Genomic DNA, 18,774 nt, shown 5'->3' with positions numbered 1-18,774 from the left:
CGCCGGTCATTTGAGGGCGGGGGCCGTCTCACACTTCGACCCGGACGGGGTGCTCGCCCGCAGTTCGGCCAGCAGGAACAGCACGCAGCCGGTGCCGAGCACCCCGGACCCCACCACTACCGCGTGCACGGGCCAGAACTCCGCCGCGAGCCCCGCCAGCGCCATGCCCACGCCCTGGAGGGTCATCAACCCGGTGCTCAGCAGGGTCATGGCCCGCCCGCGCAGCGCGTCGGGGACCGCGTCCACGTACCACTGGTCGAGGCCGAGGGTGTAGGCGTGCGCCAGGCCGGCGGCCAGCAGGAGGGCCGCCAGCGGCCACACCCCCGGGCGGACGGCGTACCCGAGCAGCGGGAGCAGGCCCACGGTCGCCAGCGGGGCCACGATCCGGGAGCGGGCGGCGGCCCCGAGCGCGGAGCCCGCCCAGAGTTCGCCGGTGATGGTGCCGACGGGCATCGCGCACATCAGCAGGCCGAGCGCGACCGTACCGGCGCCGAGCTCCTCGGCGTACGGCGCCATCAGCGCCTCCGGTACGACGAGGAAGAGCGGCGGCAGCCAGAACATCAGGGTGACCGCGCGGAGCCGGCGGTCCCCGAAGACGGCCCCGACCGCGGCGAAGGGCGAGGTCCGACCGGCGCCGGTGGCCCGGGCCGGACGGGCGCGGGTCCCGAACCGCAGCAGCAGGGCGGAGCAGACGAAGGTCGCGGCGGTGATCGCGATCGCCCCGCGCGGCGGGACCGCGGTGAGCAGGATCCCGCCGATGCCGAAGCCGACGAGCTGGGCGCTCTGGGCCACCATCCGCAGCAGCGAGCGGCCGAGGACGAAGGCGTCGCCGTCGCCGAGGATGTCGGCGAGCGAGGCGCTGCGGGTGCCCTGGAAGAGCGGCGCGACGAAGGCCATGGCGCAGCGCAGGACGAAGAGCAGGGCGACGGGGGTCCCCGGCGCCACCATCGCGGCGGCGCACAGCGCGCAGATCAGGTCGCAGGTGACGAGCACCCGGCGGGCGGGAAGGCGGTCGGCGATCCCGGCGAGGAGCGTGCCGCCGAGGGCGTAGGGGAGGAAGCCGAGGGCGAAGGTGAGGGCGCTCAGGAGCGGGGAGCCGGTCGCCCGGAAGACCAGGACGGTGAGCGAGATCTCCGCGACGACGAGGCCGAGGACGGACATGAGGTGGGCGGCGAAGACGGAGCGGAACTCGCGGACGCGGAAGGCCGCGCCGTAGCCGGGAGGTGCGGATGCCATGCTCCGCAGCCTGCCGCCGCCGTACGGCCCGCCCCAGTGATTCGGGCCGAGCCGAATCTCCCGCGGGTGCCCGGCCCCCACCGGCGGCCGGGGTCCCCTGTACGGCCCAACGGGGCGGGCCGGGAACGAGAATCGCCCGCTCGGCCGCATCCCGTTCGACACGCCCAGGATTGTCCCTTTTCGTAGGCGTATCGATTCTGGATCGAGCACTGGAGGGACCGTGCGGCCGCAAGGCTTCGACTACGAGACCCACAGCCGTCTCGCCGGTCCGCTCACGGAGCCGGAACCGGGTCCGACCGGTGTCTACCGGGTCCAGTACCGCTCCCTCCTGTCGCGCGAGCCGCATCGAATACGCGCCGTCGCGCTCATGACCCTGGCGCCGGTGCTCTCCGCCGTGCTCTTCCTCTACCTCGTCTGGCCGAGCCACTGGACGGTCCGCGAGGGCGCCGCCCGCTGGCTGGTCCACTGCGACACCGCGATGCTCGTGGCCATCGCGCTGATCATGCTCTTCATGCTGGTCAACGTGGTGTCCATCGCCCACGCCACCATGGTGGCCCGCGATCCGGTCCCGGTCCCCGCCGAGCCCGGCACCCGGGTCGCGTTCCTGACGACGTACGTGCCCGGCAAGGAACCGCTCGCCATGGTGCGGACCACCCTCCGGGGCGCCGTGGGCATCCGCCACCACGGACCGCTCGACGTCTGGCTGCTCGACGAGGGCGACGACCCGGCCGCCCGGGAGCTGTGCGCGGAGCTCGGCGTCCGGCACTTCACCCGCAAGGGCATACCCGAGTGGAACACCCGCAAGGGCGCCCACCGCGCGAAGACCAAGCACGGCAACTACAACTCCTGGCTGGCCGGGCACGGGGAGGACTACGACTTCTTCGCCTCGGTCGACACCGACCACGTGCCGACCCCCGACTTCCTGGAGCGGATGCTCGGCTACTTCCGCGACCCGGACACCGCCTTCGTCGTCGGTCCGCAGGTCTACGGGAACTACACCGCCTCCGTCACCAAGGCCGCCGAGTCCCAGCAGTACCTCTTCCACGCGCTGATCCAGCGCGCGGGCAACCGCTACGGCGCCCCGATGTTCGTCGGCACCAACAACGCCGTGCGGATCAGCGCACTGCGCCAGGTCGGCGGGCTGTACGACTCGATCACCGAGGACATGGCCACCGGTTTCGAGCTGCACCTGCGCCGCAACCCCGCCACCGGCCGGTTCTGGCGCTCCGTCTACACCCCGGACGTGCTCGCCGTCGGCGAGGGCCCGGCCTCCTGGACCGACTTCTTCACCCAGCAGCTGCGCTGGTCGCGCGGGACCTACGAGACCCTCTTCCGGCAGTACTGGAAGAGTTTCTTCCGGATGCCGCCCGGCCGCTGGCTCAACTACACGCTGATGCTCGTGTACTACCCGATGACCGCGGTGAACTGGCTCCTCGGCATCCTCAGCTGCGTGCTGTTCCTCTGGCTCGGCGCCTCCGGCACCCAGGTCTCCTCCGAGGTCTGGCTGATGCTGTACACCGACGCGGCCGCCCTCCAGGTGGGCCTCTACCTGTGGAACCGCCGCCACAACGTCTCGCCCCACGAGCCCGAGGGGTCCGGCGGACTGGCCGGCATGGCGATGTCCGCGATCTGCGCCCCCGTGTACCTGAAGTCGCTCGGCTCCGCGGTGCTGCGCACCCGGGGCTCCTTCGTCGTCACCCCCAAGGGCGGCGGCACCAGCCCGGACCGGCTGGCGACCTTCCGGATCCACCTCTTCTGGGCCCTCGTACTGATCGCCTCCCTGGCCGCCTCGGTGCGCTACGACCACACCCACGTGGCCATGCGCGTCTGGGCGGTCCTCGCGCTCTGCATCGCCTTGGCCCCCCTCGCCGTCTGGACCGCGACCCGCCTGCGCGCGCGCCGCGCCGGCGGCCGGTCCGGGACCCGGCGCGGCCGGGGCGCCGCGGGCGGCGGCCACGAGCCCGGGGAGGAACCGGAACCGGCCCTCGCGACATCAGGAGGGAAGTGACCCATGGCCTACCGGCCCTCGAAGCGGTTCAAGAAGACGGCCCTGGGCGCGAGCGCGGCCCTCGTGCTGGTGGCGCTCAACGCCCCGGCCACGCTCTCCTTCGCCGGGGACAAGTACCACGCGTACAAGATCGGGCAGTCCAGCTACAAGATCCAGTACGGCTCGTGGAACCTGATCGACCTCCCCGACCGGTACAAGGTCAACGCCATGCACGCGGCCCTGCTCCACACCGGCAAGGTGCTGCTGATCGCGGGCTCCGGCAACAACCAGCGCAACTTCGACAAGGGCACCTTCGACACCATCCTGTGGGACCCCTCGAACGACACCTTCAAGAAGATCCCGACCCCCGAGGACTTCTTCTGCTCCGGGCACGCCCAGCTGCCCGACGGGCGGCTGCTGGTGGCGGGCGGCACCGCCCGCTACGAGGTGCTCGACGGCAAGGTGACCCGGGCCGGCGGCGGCATGCGGGTCAAGAACGAGAGCCCCGACAAGGCCGTCACCCTGAAGAAGGGGACGCTCTTCCGCTCGCCGACCGGGGTCGAGTACGTCTCCCGCTTCGACGTCACCGTGCCCAGGGCCACGCGCGAGTTCGAGATCACCTACGGGCGGGGCGGCCAGATGCAGCCCTGGCGCACCAAGGTGACCGCCGCCGAGGCGCGGGTCTTCGTCGAGGCCGTGCGGGAGGGCCGCCAGGGGCTGACCACCGAGGCGGCGCAGTACGAGGTCCTCGGGCTGCGGGGCAAGGACGCCGACAACGTCTACGGTCTGGCCGAGCGGCTGAGCACCGTCAAGCAGGACTTCCAGGGCATCAAGTCGGCGTACGAGTTCGATCCGCTGGCGGAGAAGTACGTGCCCGTCGACCCCATGAAGGACGCCCGCTGGTACCCGACGCTCGTCGGCCTCCAGGACGGCCGGGTGCTCGCCGTCTCCGGCCTCAACGACGTCGGCGACGTGGTCCCGGGCGACAACGAGATCTACGACCCGCAGACCAAGAAGTGGACCAAGGGGCCCTTCCACTACTTCCCCACCTACCCCGCCCTCTTCCTCACCCAGGGCGGCAACCTGCTCTACACCGGCTCCAACGCGGGCTACGGGCCCAAGGACAAGGGCCGCGCGCCGGGCGTGTGGAACCCGGCGACGAACGAGTTCAAGAAGGTCGGCGGGCTCACCGACACCGACCAGTTGGAGACCTCCTCCTCCGTCCTGCTGCCGCCCGCCCAGGACCAGAAGGTGATGGTGCTCGGCGGCGGCGGGGTCGGCGAGTCCAAGCTCTCCACCCGCCGCACCGCCGTGATCGACCTCAAGGCGGACGCCCCCGTCTTCCGCACCACCGCCCCGCTGCCGCAGGGCACCCGGTACCTGAGCAGCGTGCTGCTCCCCGACGACTCGGTCTTCACCACCGGGGGCTCCACCGACTACCGCGGCCGGGGCGCCTCCGACATCCACAAGGCGCAGTTCTACTACCCGCGCAGCGACTCCTTCGTGGCCGCGGCCGACCCCACGGTGGGCCGCGACTACCACTCCGAGGCGCTCCTGCTGCCCGACGGACGGGTGGCCACCTTCGGCTCCGACCCGCTCTTCGCGGACAAGGACAACACCAAGCTGGGCAAGTTCGAGCACCGGCTGGAGGTGTACACCCCGCCCTACCTCTACCGGGACCCGGCGCGGCGGCCCGTCCTCGGCGCGGGGCCCGACGCGGTGGAACCGGGCGGCCGGGTCGGCTTCCCGAGCCCGCACCCGGAGCGGATCGAGCGGGCCCGGCTGATGCGGCCCAGCGCGGTCACGCACTCCACGGACGTCGAGCAGCGCTCCGTCGAGCTGGGGCTGACCCGGACGAAGGACGGCGTCACGCTGGAGGTTCCGGGCGACCCCACGCTCGTACCGCCCGGCTGGTACATGCTCTTCGTCGCCGATGCGGACGGGACGCCGTCGGCGGCCCGGTGGATCCGGGTCAAGGCGCCGCAGAAGGCGCCGCCGTCCTCGGACGTGGGGTGGATGCCGCCCGAGTGAGCGCCCGGCCGCGGCCCCTCGGCACCGCCCCCGCGGGTCAGTCCCTGGCGCGCCGGGCGAGGCCCAGCGCGTAGTCCGGCCACCAGCGCCCGGCGGCCGGGCCGCCCCGGCAGGGGCCGTCCGACTCCCCCGGTCGCTTGATCCACAGGTACGCGTCGACCAGGGGATCGCCGGTCCGGTCGGTGGGCCGCACGCCCAGCGCCCGGCCCGGCGGATTGCACCAGGCCTGCTGCCGGCCGCCGGGCAGCGGGCCCTCGCCGTTGCGACTGGTGTCGATGACGAAGTGCTTGCCGTTGGTGCCCTTGGAGAGGACCGCGCCGTACGCCCGCCCGGCCGCGTCCGGCTGGAAGTTGGACACGTTGAGCGAGAAGCCGTCGGCGCGGTCGATGCCCGCCTTGAAGAGCGGTCCGACCAGCTTCATGGGGTCCGGGATCCACGCCGGGTTGCCCGCGTCCAGGTAGACCTTGGTGTTCTGGTTCCGCTTCAACCGGTCGACGGCCTCGGACAGCAGCCGGGAGCGCTCCTCGTGGTGGTCGACCTGGGTGCAGCCGTCCACCATGTGCGGGACGGCGTCCGGCTCCAGGACGACGATCGCCTTCGCGTCGCCGATGTTGTCGGCGAAGGCGCCGATCCAGCTGCGGTAGGCGGTGGCGTCCGGGGCCCCGCCCGCCGAGTGCTGGCCGCAGTCGCGGTAGGGGATGTTGTAGGCGGCGAGCACCACCGTCCGCCCCGCCGCGCGGGCCCCTTCCACGGCCCGGCGGATCTCCGGCCCCGGATCGTCGCCCGGCCCCCACAGGGCCATCGGCTGGTCCGCGATCCGGCGCAGCACCTGGGCGTCGCTGTTGCGGCCCTGCGCCTCCCAGGTCGCGACCTGCCGGGCCGCGTCGCTCTGCGGGTCCACCCAGTACGGCGACCCGGTGGCCGCCGGGTCGGCGGGCGCGGCCGCCTGCGTCCGCGCGGCGGGCGCGGCGCCCTGCCCGGACGGGCTACAGGCGGCGGTGACCGACAGCGACAGGAGGGTCAGGCTGGTCACGATGGTGATGCGGCGGCGGCCTGGCATCCGGCTTCCTCGGGACGGCGGGACGGGCTGCGGACCGGGACATCGTGACATGACGGACAGTAGCCGCGCGGTCGCGACACCGCGGGCGGCGCCGCTCACGACTCGGCCGGGGGCACCCCCGTGGCCAGCGCGATCCCGAGCGGGGTGCGCTCGTAGAACACCTGGTGGCGCTGGCGGCGCGGCTCCAGGAGGCCCGCGCCGCGCAGGGCCTGGAGGTGCGCCGAGACGGAGGAGGGCGCGAGGCCGAGGCGGTGGGCCAGCGCCGTCGTCGAGGCCGGTTCGCGCAGCGCGCACAGGACGTCGGCCCGCGCGCGGCCCAGCAGTCGGGCGAGGGCCGCCGGGGTCTCCTCGGCGGCCTGCGACCACAGCGCGCCGATCCCGCGGGCCGGATAGACGACGGTGGGCTGCCAGGGCGGGTCGTAGACGCCGATCACCTTCGGCCAGACGAAGGCGCTCGGCATCAGGAGCAGGCCCTGGCCGTCGAGCGTGCAATCGTGCCGGGTGCGGCGCTCGATCGTCAGCGTCCCGTCGGCCCAGCGGAGGTCGGGGTGGAGCCCCTCGAAGAGCCCGGCCAGCCCGGAGGCGGCGAAGCGGCGCGAGTGGAAGAGGACGTCGGCCTCCAGAATGGCCCGCAGCCGGGGCCAGTGCGGGGCGACCAGCGCGCGCCAGGCCCGCTCGATGAGGTCGGCCAGGTCCCGCACGGCCCGCTCGGGATCGGCGAGCAGCGCCCGGCCGGTCCCGCTCTCCAGGGCGCCGGGGGTACAGGAGAGGGAGAGCCGGATCTCCGCGTGCGCGGCGCCCGGATCCACGGCGCGCACCCGGGCCAGCTCCTCCTCGAAGGTGACGTCGGGGCCGAGCGGGGGCGGGCACAGGAAGTCGGGATTGTGCCCGCGGTGCGGCATGAGCAGCCACAGGGGCCGCAGGTCGAGCCCGGCGGCGGCGCCGCGGATGCCGTCCAGCCAGGGCAGGTGGTACCCGTGCCGCTCGGGCAGCTTCAAGGTCCGCACCGCCTCGACCGTCTCCCAACAGGGCGAGACGGCGAACCGGCACCGCAGGAGATCGGCCGGCCCGAACCGGTAGTGCAACGCCATGCCGTTCCTCTCGTCCCGCGGGACGCGCTACCCCAGGTAGGGCGCGGGGCGTCGATCGCGGAAGTGCTCCAGGCGCAGCCTCTGAGTGTGGTGCATGGCGAGCGAGGCGAGCGCGTCCGGCTCGACGAACCTCAGCTCCACGCTCTCGTCGGAGATGGCGAGCGCGCCACCGACGACGCGCGCGGTGAAGCAGACGTTGAACTGCCGCCGCACCTCCCCGTCGTCGTACGCGATGACGTGGCGGGGGTCGGTGTAGGTGCCGACGAGTCCGGTGATCGTCCCTCCCTCGGCAGCCCCACCCCGACGGCGCGATTGGCTCGGCGTCATACGCGTCATACACTCGAGTGGTGGCCAAGAGCAGGATCACCATCAGCCTCGACGAAGACCAGGCCGACCGCATCAGGCGGCACGCCGAGCGGGCCGGTCTGGACGTCTCCGCCTACCTCGTGCACGCGGCGACGCGGCAGATGGCCGAGACCGAGGCCATAGAGGATCAGTTCGCGGGCGTGGACGCGACCATCGCGGCGGCCGAGGCAGAGGCCGCGGGGATCCTTCCGGAGGCCGCCGCCCCTCTCGACGAGCTGACCGAGCACGAGCGGCGCGAGGTCGCCGCCGCCCTCGATCTCGTCTACGGGCCCGATCGACCCGGTGCCCGCTCCGGTGAAGCCGCGTGAGCGTACGGGTCCCCGTCTACGACACCGGCATGCTGATCGCCCTGGCCGACCGCAAGGCCAAGGCCGCCCACCTGCACGAAGCCCTCAGGGCCACCCCGCACCGGGCGCTGGTCCTCGGCCCGGTGCTGGCCCAGGCGTGGCGCCCGAATCCGGCGCTCGTGCACGCGCTGGGCACCACCCTCAAGGACTGCACGGTGCCGCAGGCCCGTACCTCGGCCCCGCCGATGCGCGAGACCAGGGCGGGCCGGCCCGAGTGCATCGCCTGTGCGACGGGCTTCGACCTGGCCGACTGGCGCCGGATCGGCACCGTCCTGGGCCGGGCCCGGCTCCCGCCGAAGAAGCGGCCCGACGCGGTGGACGCCTGCGTGGCCCTGGCCGCCGCGAAGCACGGCAGCGCGGTGATCTTCACCAGCGACCCGGAGGACATGGCCGCGTACCTGGCCGTGCTCGATCCCCCGGACGTGCACGTCCACGCCGTGTGAGGGCGTTGCGGGGGTACGGGCGGGAGGTGCGGGTGTCACCCCTCGGCGAGGTGGCGTTCGACCGTTTCGATCTTCGAGGTCATGCCGTCGCTGACGCCGGGGCGGATGTCGGCCTTGAGGATGAAGGAGACGCGGGGCGCGCGCGCCTCCACGGCGGCCACCGCGCGCTTCACCACGTCCATCACCTCGTCCCACTCGCCCTCCACCGTGGTGAACATGGCGTCGGTGCGGTTGGGGAGGCCGGACTCGCGCACGACGCGGACCGCGTCGGCGACGTACTCGCCGACCTCTTCGCCGACCCCCAGCGGGGTCACGGAGAACGCGATGATCATGCGCGGGCCGCCTCGCGGGCCCGTGCGGCCAGCACGCTGTCGGCCTCGTCGCGCTTGAGGATCCGGTCGCCGAAGAGGCCGCCGAAGGGCAGCAGGGCGAACAGGAAGAACAGGGCGACCTTCTTGAGCGGCCACTTCGCCTTGAGCCACACGTCGAGCAGGAAGACCGCGTAGATCACGAACAGGATGCCGTGCAGGACGCCCAGCGGCATCATCAGGTAGTCGATGTCCGAGATCCGGCTGAGCAGCGAGCCGAAGATCAGCAGCGCCGGGAACGACAGCGCCTCCGGTACGGAGATGAGGCGCAGCCGGTGCAGGGCGGAGGCGGTCTTGATGTCCACGGGGAACCTTCGGGGTGGAGGCCGGGGGTCGCCTCCAGTGTCTCAGCAGCCTCCGATGATCTTCCGGCGGGTCCGGCTATGACGGATATCGGCCAGCGGGCTCTGTTCGCACCGCCCCGCTGCCGATAACGTCTTCCCGTGGCTCAGTTCCGACTCCAAGGCAGCAAGGTGCTCGCCGTCGACCTGACCGGAGATGCCGTCAAAGCGAAGAACGGCTCCATGGTCGCGTACGACGGTCAGATGGCCTTCAAGAAGATGACCGGCGGTGGCGAAGGCCTCCGCGGAATGGTCACGCGCCGGCTCACCGGTGAGCAGATGACCGTGATGGAGGTGCAGGGGCACGGCACCTGCTTCTTCGCCGACCGCGCGAGCGAGATCAATCTGGTCGATCTCCGGGGCGAGAAGCTCTACGTCGAGTCCAGCAACCTCCTGTGCACCGACGCCGGCCTGCGCACCGGCACCACCTTCACCGGCCTGCGCGGCGGGGCGACGGGCAACGGCCTGTTCACCACGACCGTCGAGGGTTCGGGGCAGGCGGCGATCATGTCCGACGGTCCGGCCGTGGTGCTGCGGGTCAGCGGTCAGTACCCGCTCTCCGTGGACCCGGGCGCGTACATCGCGCACACCGGCAACCTCCAACAGCACTTCCAGTCCGGGGTGAACTTCCGCACCCTGATGGGCGAGGGCTCGGGCGAGTCCTTCCAGATCCGCTTCGAGGGCGAGGGCCTGGTCTACGTGCAGCCCAGCGAGCGCAACACCATCGGGGGCGACCTCTGATGCCGTTCCGCGAGATCAACTCGAAGATGATCGAGGCCCAGGTCGTGCCCGGGCAGAAGCTCTACAGCCAGCGCGGGGCGATGCTCGCCTACCGCGGCGAGGTCTCCTTCACCCCGAACCTCACGGGCGGCCAGGGCGGCGTCATGGGCATGATCGGGCGCCGGGTGGCGAACGAACAGACCCCGCTGATGACGGTCGAGGGCAGCGGCACGGTGATGTTCGGCCACGGCGGCCACCACGTCCAGGTCATCAACCTCACCGGCGAGACCCTCTACGTCGAGGCCGACCGCCTGCTCGCCTTCGACGGCACCCTCCAGCAGGGCACGATGTTCATGGGCTCGCAGGGCGGGGTCATGGGCATGGTGCGCGGCCAGGTCACCGGCCAGGGCCTGTTCACCACGACCCTCAAGGGGCACGGCGCGGTCGCCGTGATGGCGCACGGCGGGGTCATCGAACTGCCGATCACCCCGCAGCGCCCGATCCACGTGGACCCGCAGGCCTACGTCGCCCACCACGGCGAGGTGCGCAACAAGCTCTCCACCGCGCTCGGGTGGCGTGACATGGTGGGGCGCGGTTCGGGCGAGGCGTTCCAGCTGGAGCTGTCCGGCCAGGGCGCGGTGTACGTACAGGCCTCGGAGGACAAGCTGTGAACTACGGACCGGTGCCGGGCGGCCCCGGCGGGCCGACGGTCTTCGACCCGCACACGTTGCCGTCCGACGACAACGTCAACTCGTACACCTTCTGCGTGGAACTCAAAGGGAGTCAGTGGTTCCTGCAGAAGGGCAAGATGATCGCCTATTACGGGCGCATCGAGTTCAACGGGATCGGCCACGGCCGCTTCGACCGGCTGCTGCGCACGAGCTTCCACTCGCCGCTGCACGCGAGCGACTGGGTGGTGGCCGAGGGGCAGGGCAAGATGCTCCTCGCCGACCGGGCCTTCGACGTGAACTCGTACGACCTGGAGGACGGGAACCTGACGATCCGGTCGGGGAACCTGCTCGCCTACCAGCCCACCCTGGCCCTGAAGCAGTCGATCGTCCCCGGCTTCCTGACCTTGATCGGAACCGGAAAGTTCGTGGCCGCGTCCAACGGACCGGTGGTGTTCATGGAACCGCCGCTGCGGGTGGATCCGCAGGCACTGGTGGGCTGGGCGGACTGCCCCTCGCCGTGTCACCACTACGACCACGGGTACATGTCCGGCGTACTGGGCGGGCTGCGCTCGCTCACCGGCATCGGCGGCACCTCGGGCGAGGAGCACCAGTTCGAGTTCGTGGGGGCGGGCACGGTGCTGCTCCAGTCCACCGAACTGCTGATGGCGGAGCAGGCGGTCGGGGCCGTGGGAGCGGGCGCCGGCGAGCCGGGCGTGCCGGGGGCCGGGGTCGGGGCGCAGGGGCCGCTGTCCCAGCTGGGCGTGCCGCGGATGCCGGGGCAGCTCGGGGACCTCCAGCGGCGCTTCGGCCTGTGATGCCGGTTTGACATGCAATTTTGTACGTAATTCAACTTCTTAGGTAGAGTTCATTCATGGAGACCATGGAGACCGACACGGCCACTCGTTGGCTCACCGACGCCGAGCAGTGCGTATGGCGCACGCACCTGGACGTCAGCAGGCTGCTGATGCACCAGCTGGAAAAGGATCTCCAGCCCTTCGGGCTCACCAACAACGACTACGAGATCCTGGTCAACCTCTCCGAATCCGAGGGTCTGCGGATGCGGATGAGCGACCTCGCCACCTCGACCCTCCAGTCCAAGAGCCGCCTCTCGCACCAGATCACGCGCATGGAGGCGGCGGGGCTGGTGATCCGGGTCAACTGCGAGTCCGACCGGCGCGGCCTGTACGCCGTGCTGACCGAGGCCGGCATGGAGCTCATGCGCAAGGTCGCCCCGCACCACGTGGCGTCGGTGCGCAAGCACTTCATCGACCTGCTGACCCCGGAGGGCCTGGCGGACCTGCGGGCCTCGCTGGGACCGGTCGCCGACCACCTGCGGGACCAGCGCGGCAAGGCCTGACGCGCGCGCGGCCGGCCCGCCCGCGGGCCCGCCGCGCCGATCCTCCCGGCACCCCCCAGCATGGTGAGGGGGTCGTTTCTGGCAGGGAGGTCACTCATGAAGCGCAACGTGTTCGTCTCGTCCGCCGCGGCCGTCGTCCTGGTCGCCGGCGGCCCGGTCGCAGCAGCCGCCGCATCGACGGCGGGCGACGCGGCGCGGGCCCCGACGGCGGTGACCGCCGTACCGGCCGACGTATCGGCCGAGACGGCGGCGGGCGCGGCGCTGAAGAAGTTCCCCGGCGTCGTCGAGTCGCTGGACCTGGACGGCTCCGTCTGGCACGTCGACGTGATCGGCAAGGGCGGCAAGCACGCGGAGCTGGAGGTCGACGCGAGCAGCGGGGCCGTCACCCAGCGCAACAGCGACGACAACGACGACGACAACGGCAACGAGTACGCGCCCCTGATCGCCGCCAAGGTCACCGCCGTCCAGGCCCTCAAGGCCGCCGTCGCCGCCCACCCCGGCCAGGTCCGGTCGGTCAGCTGGGACGACGACGACAATGACAACGGAAAGACGTCCCGCTACTGGAACGTCGAGGTCAAGACCTCGGGCGGGCAGACGCGGAACGTCCACGTCGACCCCGCCTCGGGCAAGGCCACCCTGTCGCACGACTCCGACGACAACGATTCCGACAGCAGCAACGACAGCAACAGCGACGGTGGCGGCAACTGACGCACGGGCCGCCGACACGAGAGCCGCGCCCCCGGCTTCCGGGGGCGCGGCTCTCCGCACGCGGGTCGGGCGGTCAGGTCAGGCGTTGGGACGCTTGCCGTGATTCGCCTTCTTCTTCCTGCGGGCTCGCTTCTTGTTGCCGCGCTTCGCCATGACGCACTCCCTGGGTCGGGGCATTCCGGGCGTTCGCCAGTTTAGGCGGGCCCGGCGGAGCGCGCATCAGAACGCCGGATCAGGCCTCCGTGAGCGTCGCCAGCAGGGTGTCGGAGGCGGCGTACGGGTCCAACTCGCCCGCCGCCACCCGGGCGGCCAGCGCGTCGAGGCGGGCGTCCCCGTGCAGGTCGGCCAGCCGGGCCCGCAGCTCGGTGATCGCGATCGTCTCGACCTCGCGCGCCGCACGCGCCCGGCGGCGCTCCTCCAGCACCCCGCGCTCGTCCATCCACGCCCGGTGCTTCTCCAGGGCCTCCACAACCTCGTCGATGCCCTCCCCGCGGGCCGCCACCGTCTTGATGATGGGCGGCCGCCAGCCGCCCGGCCCCCGGGACTCCCCCAGGCCCAGCATGTGGTTCAGCTCGCGGGCGGTGGCGTCGGCCCCGTCCCGGTCCGCCTTGTTCACCACGTACACGTCGCCGATCTCCAGGATGCCGGCCTTGGCGGCCTGGATCCCGTCGCCCATGCCCGGGGCCAGCAGGACGACGGAGGTGTCCGCCTGCGAGGCGATCTCCACCTCCGACTGCCCCACGCCCACGGTCTCCACGAGGACCACGTCGCAGCCCGCCGCGTCCAGCACCCGGATCGCCTGCGGGGCGGACCAGGCGAGGCCGCCCAGGTGCCCGCGGGTGGCCATCGAGCGGATGTAGACCCCGGGGTCCGAGGCGTGGTCCGACATCCGCACCCGGTCGCCGAGGAGCGCCCCGCCGGAGAACGGCGAGGAGGGGTCCACGGCGAGCACCCCGACGCGCTTGCCCGCGCGCCGGTACGCCGACACGAGCGCCGAGGTCGACGTGGACTTGCCCACGCCGGGCGAGCCCGTGAGGCCCACCACGTACGCCCCGCCGGTCAGCGGGGCCAGGGCCGCCATCACCTCGCGCAGCTGCGGGGACGCCCCCTCGACCAACGAGATCAGCCGGGCCACGGCCCGTGGCCTGCCCTCCCGGGCCTGGGCCACGAGCGAGGGAACGTCCACCGTCGTCATGCGATCAGCCCTTACGCCTTCGAGTCGGAACCGGGAGCCGGCACGCGCACGATCAGCGCGTCGCCCTGACCGCCGCCGCCGCACAGGGCGGCCGCGCCGACCCCGCCGCCGCGCCGCTGCAGCTCCAGCGCCAGGTGGAGCACCACGCGGGCGCCGGACATGCCGATCGGGTGGCCCAGGGCGATCGCACCGCCGTTGACGTTCACCCTTTCCGGGTCGACGCCGAGGTCCTTCATTGACTGGACCGCGACGGCCGCGAAAGCCTCGTTGATCTCGATCAGGTCCAGGTCCGCGACCTCCAGCCCGTCCTTCTTCAGGGCGTGCAGGATCGCGTTCGAGGGCTGCGACTGGAGCGAGTTGTCCGGACCCGCCACATTGCCGTGGGCGCCGATCTCGGCGATCCACTCCAGGCCCAGCTCCTCGGCCTTGGCCTTGCTCATCACGACCACGGCGGCCGCGCCGTCGCTGATCTGGGACGAGGTACCGGCGGTGATCGTGCCGTCCTTCGCGAAGGCGGGACGCAGCCGGCCCAGGGACTCGACCGTGGTCTCGGCGCGGATGCCCTCGTCCTCGGCGAAGACGACCGGGTCGCCCTTGCGCTGCGGGATCTCCACCGGGGTGATCTCGGCGGCGAAGACGCCGTTCTTCTGCGCGGCGGCGGCGCGCTGGTGGGAGGTGGCCGCGAAGGCGTCCTGCGGGGCGCGCTCGATGCCCAGACGGGTGTTGTGCTTCTCCGTGGACTCGCCCATGGCGATGTTCTCGAAGGCGTCGGTGAGGCCGTCGTAGGCCATCGCGTCGAGCATCTCGATGGCGCCGTACTTGTAGCCCTCGCGCGACTTGGGCAGCAGGTGCGGGGCGTTGGTCATCGACTCCTGGCCGCCCGCGACCACGATGTCGAACTCTCCGGCGCGGATGAGCTGGTCCGCGAGCGCGATGGCGTCCAGACCTGACAGACACACCTTGTTGATGGTGAGCGCGGGAACGTTCATGGGGATGCCGCCCTTGACCGCCGCCTGGCGCGCGGGGATCTGGCCGGCGCCCGCCTGGAGCACCTGACCCATGATCACGTACTGCACCTGGTCACCGGTGATCCCGGCCCGGTCCAGCGCGGACTTGATGGCGAAACCGCCGAGATCGGCACCCGAGAAGGACTTCAGCGAGCCGAGCAGTCGCCCCATGGGCGTGCGGGCCCCGGCGACGATCACTGAAGTGGTGTTGTTCGTTCCGGACATGAGGCACAGCCCCTTGGATGAGAGGAGTGAACGAGGGTTTACCCGAATGTACTGAGCGGTACCCGCGCCGTCACCGGGGTGTAGGTGTGATCGCTGGCACGTTGCGTGACCGCCCTCCTCCAGAGTGCACTGGTCCCATGCTGACAAGAATCGACCACATCGGGATCGCCTGCTTCGACCTGGACAAGACCGTCGAGTTCTACCGTGCCACGTACGGCTTCGAGGTGTTCCACTCCGAGGTCAACGAGGAGCAGGGCGTCCGCGAGGCCATGCTGAAGATCAACGGGACCTCCGACGGCGGCGCCTCCTACATCCAGCTCCTGGAACCCACCCGCGAGGACTCCGCGGTCGGCAAGTGGCTGGCCAAGAACGGCGAGGGGGTGCACCACATCGCCTTCGGCACCGAGGACGTCGACGGCGACTCCGAGGCCATCCGCGGCAAGGGCGTCCGCGTCCTGTACGACGAGCCGCGCAGGGGCTCGATGGACTCCCGGATCACCTTCCTGCACCCCAAGGACTGCCACGGCGTCCTCACGGAACTGGTCACCGCCAACCCTGAGCACTGACCGCCCGATTCCCCGGCCGGTAGAGTGAGGGTGGCTCGGCCGGGGTTCGGTGCGCAGAGGGGTCGGGGCCTGTGGGTCCCGGCCCGCCATCTGACACCATTCCCCCGGGGGCGTCGTTCAGCGGGCGGACGATGCTCATTTGGGAGTGAGCTTGCGACCAGGGGACGGATGGGACCGCGCTGTGCGGGGCTACGAAAGCCAGGAGAGCCATCAGGCCGAGGCCGACCATCTCTCGCGGTTCGAGGCCGAGATGGAGCGGCTGAAGAAGGAACGCGGGAAGGCCGTCCAGCACGCCGAGGACCTGGGATACCAGGTCGAGGTGCTGCGCGCCAAGCTCCATGAGGTGCGCCGCAGTCTCGCGTCCCGCCCCGCCTACGACGGTGCGGACATGGGCTACCAGGCGGAGCAGCTGCTCCGCAATGCCCAGATCCAGGCCGATCAGATGCGGTCGGACGCCGAGCGCGAACTGCGCGATGCCCGGGCCCAGACCCAGCGCATCCTCCAGGAGCACGCCGAGCACCAGGCGCGCCTGCAGGCCGAACTCCACGGCGAGGCCGTCAACCGGCGCCAGCGCCTGGACCAGGAACTGAACGAGCGTCGGCAGACCGTCGAGGCCCACGTCAACGAGAACGTGGCCTGGGCCGAGCAGCTGCGCGCCCGTACGGAGGCCCAGGCCCGCCGGCTCATGGAGGAGTCCCGCGCCGAGGCCGAGCAGTCGCTGAACGCGGCCCGGACCGAGGCCGCCCGGCTCGCCGAGGAGGCCCGCCGCCGGCTCACCGCCGACGCGGAGGCCTCCCGCACCGAGGCCGAGTCGACCCTGCTGCGGGCCCGCAAGGAGGCCGAGCGGCTGCTGACCGCCGCTTCCGCGCAGGCCCAGGAGGCGACCGAGCACGCCGAGCGGCTGCGCACCAGCACGTCCGCCGAGGCCGAGCAGACCCGGCAGCAGACCCTGGACCTCGGCCGGGTGGCCGAGCAGCGGGTCCAGGAGGCCGACGGCGCGCTGCGCGAGGCCCGCTCCGAGGCGGAGCGGGTGCTGAGCGACGCCAAGGAGAGCGCCTCCCGCCAGCTGGCGTCGGTGGAGTCCGTCAACGAACAGCGCACCCGCACCGCCAAGGAGCAGGTCGCCCGACTCGTCGGCGAGGCCACCAAGGAGGCCGAGGTCCTCAAGGCCGAGGCCGAGCAGCTGCTCGCCGACGCCCGCGGCGAGGTCGACCGGGTGACCGCCGAGGCCGGCGACAAGGCCCGTACCGCGGCCGCCGAGGACACCGCGGCCCAGCTCGCGAAGGCGGCGCGCGCCGCCGAGGACGTGCTCAACAAGGCGTCCGAGGACGCCCGCGCGACCACCCGGGCCGCCTCCGAGGAGGCGGAACGGATCCGTGGCGAGGCCGAGGCGGAGGCCGAGCGGCTGCGCGCCCAGGCCGCGGCCACGGCCGACGAGCTCAAGGGCGCGGCGAAGGACGACACCGAGGAGTACCGCGCCCGCACGGTCGAGCTCCAGGCGGACGCCCGGCGGCTGCGCGGCGAGGCCGAGCAGCTGCGCGCCGAGGCCGTCGCCGAAGGCGAGCGGATCCGCGGCGAGGCCCGCCGCGAGGCCGTCCAGCAGATCGAGGAGGCGGCCCGGACCGCCGAGGAGCTGCTCGGCAAGTCCAAGGCGGACGCGGACGAGCTGCGCGGCGGGGCCACCGCCGAGAGCGAGCGGGTGCGCGCCGAGGCCGTCGAGCGCGCCACCACCCTGCGGCGACAGGCCGAGGAGACCCTGGAGCGCACCCGCGCCGAGGCCGACCGGCTGCGCGCCGAGGCCCAGGAGCAGGCCGAGGCGCTGCACGCCGAGGCGGAGGCGGCCGTGGCCGCGCGCCGCGAGGAGACCGACCGGGCCCTGGCGGCGCAGCGCACCGAGGCGGACGCCGAGTTGGTGCGCCTCCAGCAGGAGGCCGAGAGCCGCCTCGCGGGCGCCGAGCAGACCTTGAAGGACGCCCGCGCGGCGGCCGAGGGCATCCGCCGGGAGACCACCGAGGAGAGCGACCGGCTGCGCGCCGAGGCGGCGGAGCGGATCCGCACCCTCCAGGCGCAGGCGGAGGCGGAGGCCACCGGCCTGCGCACGGACGCCGCCGAGGAGGCCGGGCAGACCCGGGCCGAGGCCGAGCAGACCGGCATCCGGCTGCGCACCGAGGCGCAGACCGAGGCCGAGCGGCTGCGCACCGAGGCCCAGGAGACCGCGAACCGGCTGCGCGCCGAGGCGAAGGCGGCGGCCGAGCGGGTCGCCGCGGAGGCCGCGGAGGCGCTGGCCGCCGCGCAGGAGGAGGCCGCCCGGCGTCGCCGGGAGGCCGAGGAGACCCTGACCTCGGCCCGTACCGACGCGGAGAGCGAGCGGGCGCAGGCCCGCGAGCAGAGCGAGGAACTGCTGGCGCAGGCCCGCAAGCGCTCCGAGGAGGCCACCGCCGAGGCGGTCTGGCTGACCGAGGAGGCCGAGCGGCGCGCGTCCGAGGTGGTGTCGGCCGCCGAGGCGACCGCCCAGCAGATCCGCGACGCCGTCGCCGGACTGCACGAGCAGGCTGAGGAGGAGGTCGCCGGGCTGCGCAGCGCGGCGGACCACGCCGCGGAGCGTACGAAGACCGAGGCGCAGGAGGAGGCGGACCGGGTCCGCGGCGACGCGTACGCCGAGCGGGAGCGGGCCACCGAGGACGCGAACCGGATCCGCAGCGAGGCCCGGCTGGAGACCGACGCGGCGAAGGCACTGGCCGAGCGGACCGTCGGGGACGCGATCGCCGAGGCCGAGCAGCTGCGCACGGACACCGCCGACTACGCGCAGCGCGTGCGCACCGAGGCCACGGACGCGCTGGCCGCGTCCGAGCGGGACGCCTCGCGGACCCGCGCCGACGCCCGTGAGGACGCCAACCGCATCCGCGGCGAGGCGGCGGAGTCCCTGGAGGCCTCTCGCACCGAGGGCGTCCGGATCGTCGCCGAGGCGACGGAGCGGGCCGAGGCCCACACGGAGCGGACCCTGGCCGCGAACGCCCTCACGGTGGGCGAGGCGGCGGCCGAGGCCGAGCGGCTC

General features: G+C 72.6%; 19 protein-coding genes and 1 pseudogene. 11 read left to right on the top strand and 9 right to left on the bottom strand.

The annotated features are described in order from the left end of the window. Positions 1-6: 6 nt before the first annotated feature. Positions 7-1,236, bottom strand: coding sequence for an MFS transporter (locus tag ACFWAR_RS08210; RefSeq protein ID WP_385774333.1), 1,230 nt, complete (start codon positions 1,234-1,236; stop codon positions 7-9). A 220-nt stretch (positions 1,237-1,456) separates the two neighbouring features. On the opposite strand from ACFWAR_RS08210, the gene ACFWAR_RS08205 reads away from it, so the two are divergent. After that, on the top strand, positions 1,457-3,244 hold the full coding sequence (locus tag ACFWAR_RS08205) for a glycosyltransferase family 2 protein (protein ID WP_385774331.1): 1,788 nt from the start codon (positions 1,457-1,459) through the stop codon (positions 3,242-3,244). A 3-nt stretch (positions 3,245-3,247) separates the two neighbouring features. Further along, the gene (locus ACFWAR_RS08200; protein ID WP_385774329.1) at positions 3,248-5,254 is read left to right on the top strand and encodes a galactose oxidase-like domain-containing protein; all 2,007 of its coding nucleotides are present in this window, start codon (positions 3,248-3,250) and stop codon (positions 5,252-5,254) included. A gap of 37 nt (positions 5,255-5,291) precedes the next feature. Here the strand turns inward: ACFWAR_RS08200 and ACFWAR_RS08195 are convergent, their stop codons facing one another. From ACFWAR_RS08195 to ACFWAR_RS08185, 3 genes and pseudogenes are all read right to left on the bottom strand, one after another. Further along, positions 5,292-6,314 carry a glycoside hydrolase family 6 protein gene (locus ACFWAR_RS08195; RefSeq protein WP_385774327.1) on the bottom strand — a complete coding sequence of 341 codons (1,023 nt, stop codon included), beginning with the start codon at positions 6,312-6,314 and terminating at the stop codon, positions 5,292-5,294. 95 nt (positions 6,315-6,409) lie between these two features. Next, a complete protein-coding gene (locus ACFWAR_RS08190; RefSeq protein WP_385774325.1) occupies positions 6,410-7,405 on the bottom strand; it encodes a DUF5937 family protein in 996 nt (331 codons plus the stop codon). 27 nt (positions 7,406-7,432) lie between these two features. Further along, positions 7,433-7,681, bottom strand: a pseudogene (locus ACFWAR_RS08185) (DNA mismatch repair protein MutT); the annotation flags it as partial. A gap of 71 nt (positions 7,682-7,752) precedes the next feature. On the opposite strand from ACFWAR_RS08185, the gene ACFWAR_RS08180 reads away from it, so the two are divergent. Both ACFWAR_RS08180 and ACFWAR_RS08175 read left to right on the top strand, forming a co-directional pair. Continuing rightward, on the top strand, positions 7,753-8,079 hold the full coding sequence (locus ACFWAR_RS08180; protein WP_385774323.1) for a plasmid mobilization protein: 327 nt from the start codon (positions 7,753-7,755) through the stop codon (positions 8,077-8,079). After that, positions 8,076-8,561: a hypothetical protein gene (locus ACFWAR_RS08175; RefSeq protein WP_385774321.1), complete on the top strand. Its 486-nt coding sequence runs from the start codon at positions 8,076-8,078 to the stop codon at positions 8,559-8,561. Before ACFWAR_RS08180 ends, ACFWAR_RS08175 begins: the two co-directional genes overlap by 4 nt. 35 nt (positions 8,562-8,596) lie before the next feature. Here the strand turns inward: ACFWAR_RS08175 and ACFWAR_RS08170 are convergent, their stop codons facing one another. Together ACFWAR_RS08170 and ACFWAR_RS08165 are read right to left on the bottom strand one after the other, a co-directional pair. Next, a complete protein-coding gene (locus tag ACFWAR_RS08170; RefSeq protein WP_365618316.1) occupies positions 8,597-8,893 on the bottom strand; it encodes an MTH1187 family thiamine-binding protein in 297 nt (98 codons plus the stop codon). Beyond that, complete coding sequence (locus ACFWAR_RS08165; protein WP_385774319.1) at positions 8,890-9,234, bottom strand: DUF3817 domain-containing protein; 345 nt, start codon at positions 9,232-9,234, stop codon at positions 8,890-8,892. Before ACFWAR_RS08165 ends, ACFWAR_RS08170 begins: the two co-directional genes overlap by 4 nt. Before the next feature lie 138 nt (positions 9,235-9,372). Between ACFWAR_RS08165 and ACFWAR_RS08160 the strand changes: the two genes are divergently transcribed. From ACFWAR_RS08160 to ACFWAR_RS08140, 5 genes are all read left to right on the top strand, one after another. Continuing rightward, positions 9,373-10,011 (top strand): AIM24 family protein, encoded by a 639-nt coding sequence (locus ACFWAR_RS08160; protein WP_330332690.1) that lies wholly within the window; start codon positions 9,373-9,375, stop codon positions 10,009-10,011. Continuing rightward, positions 10,011-10,661, top strand: coding sequence for an AIM24 family protein (locus ACFWAR_RS08155; RefSeq protein ID WP_354379920.1), 651 nt, complete (start codon positions 10,011-10,013; stop codon positions 10,659-10,661). The genes ACFWAR_RS08160 and ACFWAR_RS08155 overlap by 1 nt, the downstream gene beginning before the upstream one ends. 11 nt (positions 10,662-10,672) lie before the next feature. After that, a complete protein-coding gene (locus tag ACFWAR_RS08150) occupies positions 10,673-11,476 on the top strand; it encodes an AIM24 family protein (RefSeq protein ID WP_385774431.1) in 804 nt (267 codons plus the stop codon). Between the two features lie 65 nt (positions 11,477-11,541). After that, positions 11,542-12,018, top strand: a complete 477-nt coding sequence (locus tag ACFWAR_RS08145; RefSeq protein ID WP_354380107.1) for a MarR family transcriptional regulator — start codon at positions 11,542-11,544, stop codon at positions 12,016-12,018. Between the two features lie 96 nt (positions 12,019-12,114). Beyond that, positions 12,115-12,726 (top strand): PepSY domain-containing protein, encoded by a 612-nt coding sequence (locus tag ACFWAR_RS08140; RefSeq protein WP_385774316.1) that lies wholly within the window; start codon positions 12,115-12,117, stop codon positions 12,724-12,726. A 78-nt stretch (positions 12,727-12,804) separates the two neighbouring features. Here the strand turns inward: ACFWAR_RS08140 and ACFWAR_RS08135 are convergent, their stop codons facing one another. The 3 genes from ACFWAR_RS08135 to ACFWAR_RS08125 form a co-directional block, all read right to left on the bottom strand. Continuing rightward, on the bottom strand, positions 12,805-12,879 hold the full coding sequence (locus ACFWAR_RS08135) for a 50S ribosomal protein bL37 (RefSeq protein ID WP_107089157.1): 75 nt from the start codon (positions 12,877-12,879) through the stop codon (positions 12,805-12,807). A 79-nt stretch (positions 12,880-12,958) separates the two neighbouring features. Continuing rightward, positions 12,959-13,921 (bottom strand): methylmalonyl Co-A mutase-associated GTPase MeaB, encoded by a 963-nt coding sequence (gene meaB, locus ACFWAR_RS08130; protein ID WP_385774314.1) that lies wholly within the window; start codon positions 13,919-13,921, stop codon positions 12,959-12,961. An 11-nt stretch (positions 13,922-13,932) separates the two neighbouring features. Further along, on the bottom strand, positions 13,933-15,153 hold the full coding sequence (locus tag ACFWAR_RS08125; RefSeq protein ID WP_385774312.1) for an acetyl-CoA C-acetyltransferase: 1,221 nt from the start codon (positions 15,151-15,153) through the stop codon (positions 13,933-13,935). A 137-nt stretch (positions 15,154-15,290) separates the two neighbouring features. On the opposite strand from ACFWAR_RS08125, the gene mce reads away from it, so the two are divergent. Both mce and scy read left to right on the top strand, forming a co-directional pair. After that, positions 15,291-15,719: a methylmalonyl-CoA epimerase gene (gene mce, locus ACFWAR_RS08120; RefSeq protein WP_354379916.1), complete on the top strand. Its 429-nt coding sequence runs from the start codon at positions 15,291-15,293 to the stop codon at positions 15,717-15,719. A gap of 181 nt (positions 15,720-15,900) precedes the next feature. Next, the coding region (scy, locus tag ACFWAR_RS08115) for a polarized growth protein Scy (RefSeq protein WP_385774309.1) at positions 15,901-18,774 on the top strand (2,874 nt) is incomplete at its 3' end.

Origin of the sequence: Streptomyces sp. NPDC059917, from assembly GCF_042730635.1 — a bacterium.
Classification (GTDB): domain Bacteria; phylum Actinomycetota; class Actinomycetes; order Streptomycetales; family Streptomycetaceae; genus Streptomyces.
This window is presented reverse-complemented; position numbering and strand designations above follow the sequence as displayed.

Excerpts from the sequence above, each read along its gene's own strand:
- ACFWAR_RS08210 (WP_385774333.1), bottom strand. The coding sequence starts at position 1,236 with ATGGCATCCGCACCTCCCGGCTACGGCGCGGCCTTCCGCGTCCGCGAG.
- ACFWAR_RS08200 (WP_385774329.1), top strand. The coding sequence starts at position 3,248 with ATGGCCTACCGGCCCTCGAAGCGGTTCAAGAAGACGGCCCTGGGCGCG.
- ACFWAR_RS08195 (WP_385774327.1), bottom strand. The coding sequence starts at position 6,314 with ATGCCAGGCCGCCGCCGCATCACCATCGTGACCAGCCTGACCCTCCTG.
- ACFWAR_RS08190 (WP_385774325.1), bottom strand. The coding sequence starts at position 7,405 with ATGGCGTTGCACTACCGGTTCGGGCCGGCCGATCTCCTGCGGTGCCGG.
- ACFWAR_RS08170 (WP_365618316.1), bottom strand. The coding sequence starts at position 8,893 with ATGATCATCGCGTTCTCCGTGACCCCGCTGGGGGTCGGCGAAGAGGTC.
- ACFWAR_RS08155 (WP_354379920.1), top strand. The coding sequence starts at position 10,011 with ATGCCGTTCCGCGAGATCAACTCGAAGATGATCGAGGCCCAGGTCGTG.
- ACFWAR_RS08145 (WP_354380107.1), top strand. The coding sequence starts at position 11,542 with ATGGAGACCGACACGGCCACTCGTTGGCTCACCGACGCCGAGCAGTGC.
- ACFWAR_RS08140 (WP_385774316.1), top strand. The coding sequence starts at position 12,115 with ATGAAGCGCAACGTGTTCGTCTCGTCCGCCGCGGCCGTCGTCCTGGTC.
- meaB (WP_385774314.1), bottom strand. The coding sequence starts at position 13,921 with ATGACGACGGTGGACGTTCCCTCGCTCGTGGCCCAGGCCCGGGAGGGC.
- ACFWAR_RS08125 (WP_385774312.1), bottom strand. The coding sequence starts at position 15,153 with ATGTCCGGAACGAACAACACCACTTCAGTGATCGTCGCCGGGGCCCGC.
- mce (WP_354379916.1), top strand. The coding sequence starts at position 15,291 with ATGCTGACAAGAATCGACCACATCGGGATCGCCTGCTTCGACCTGGAC.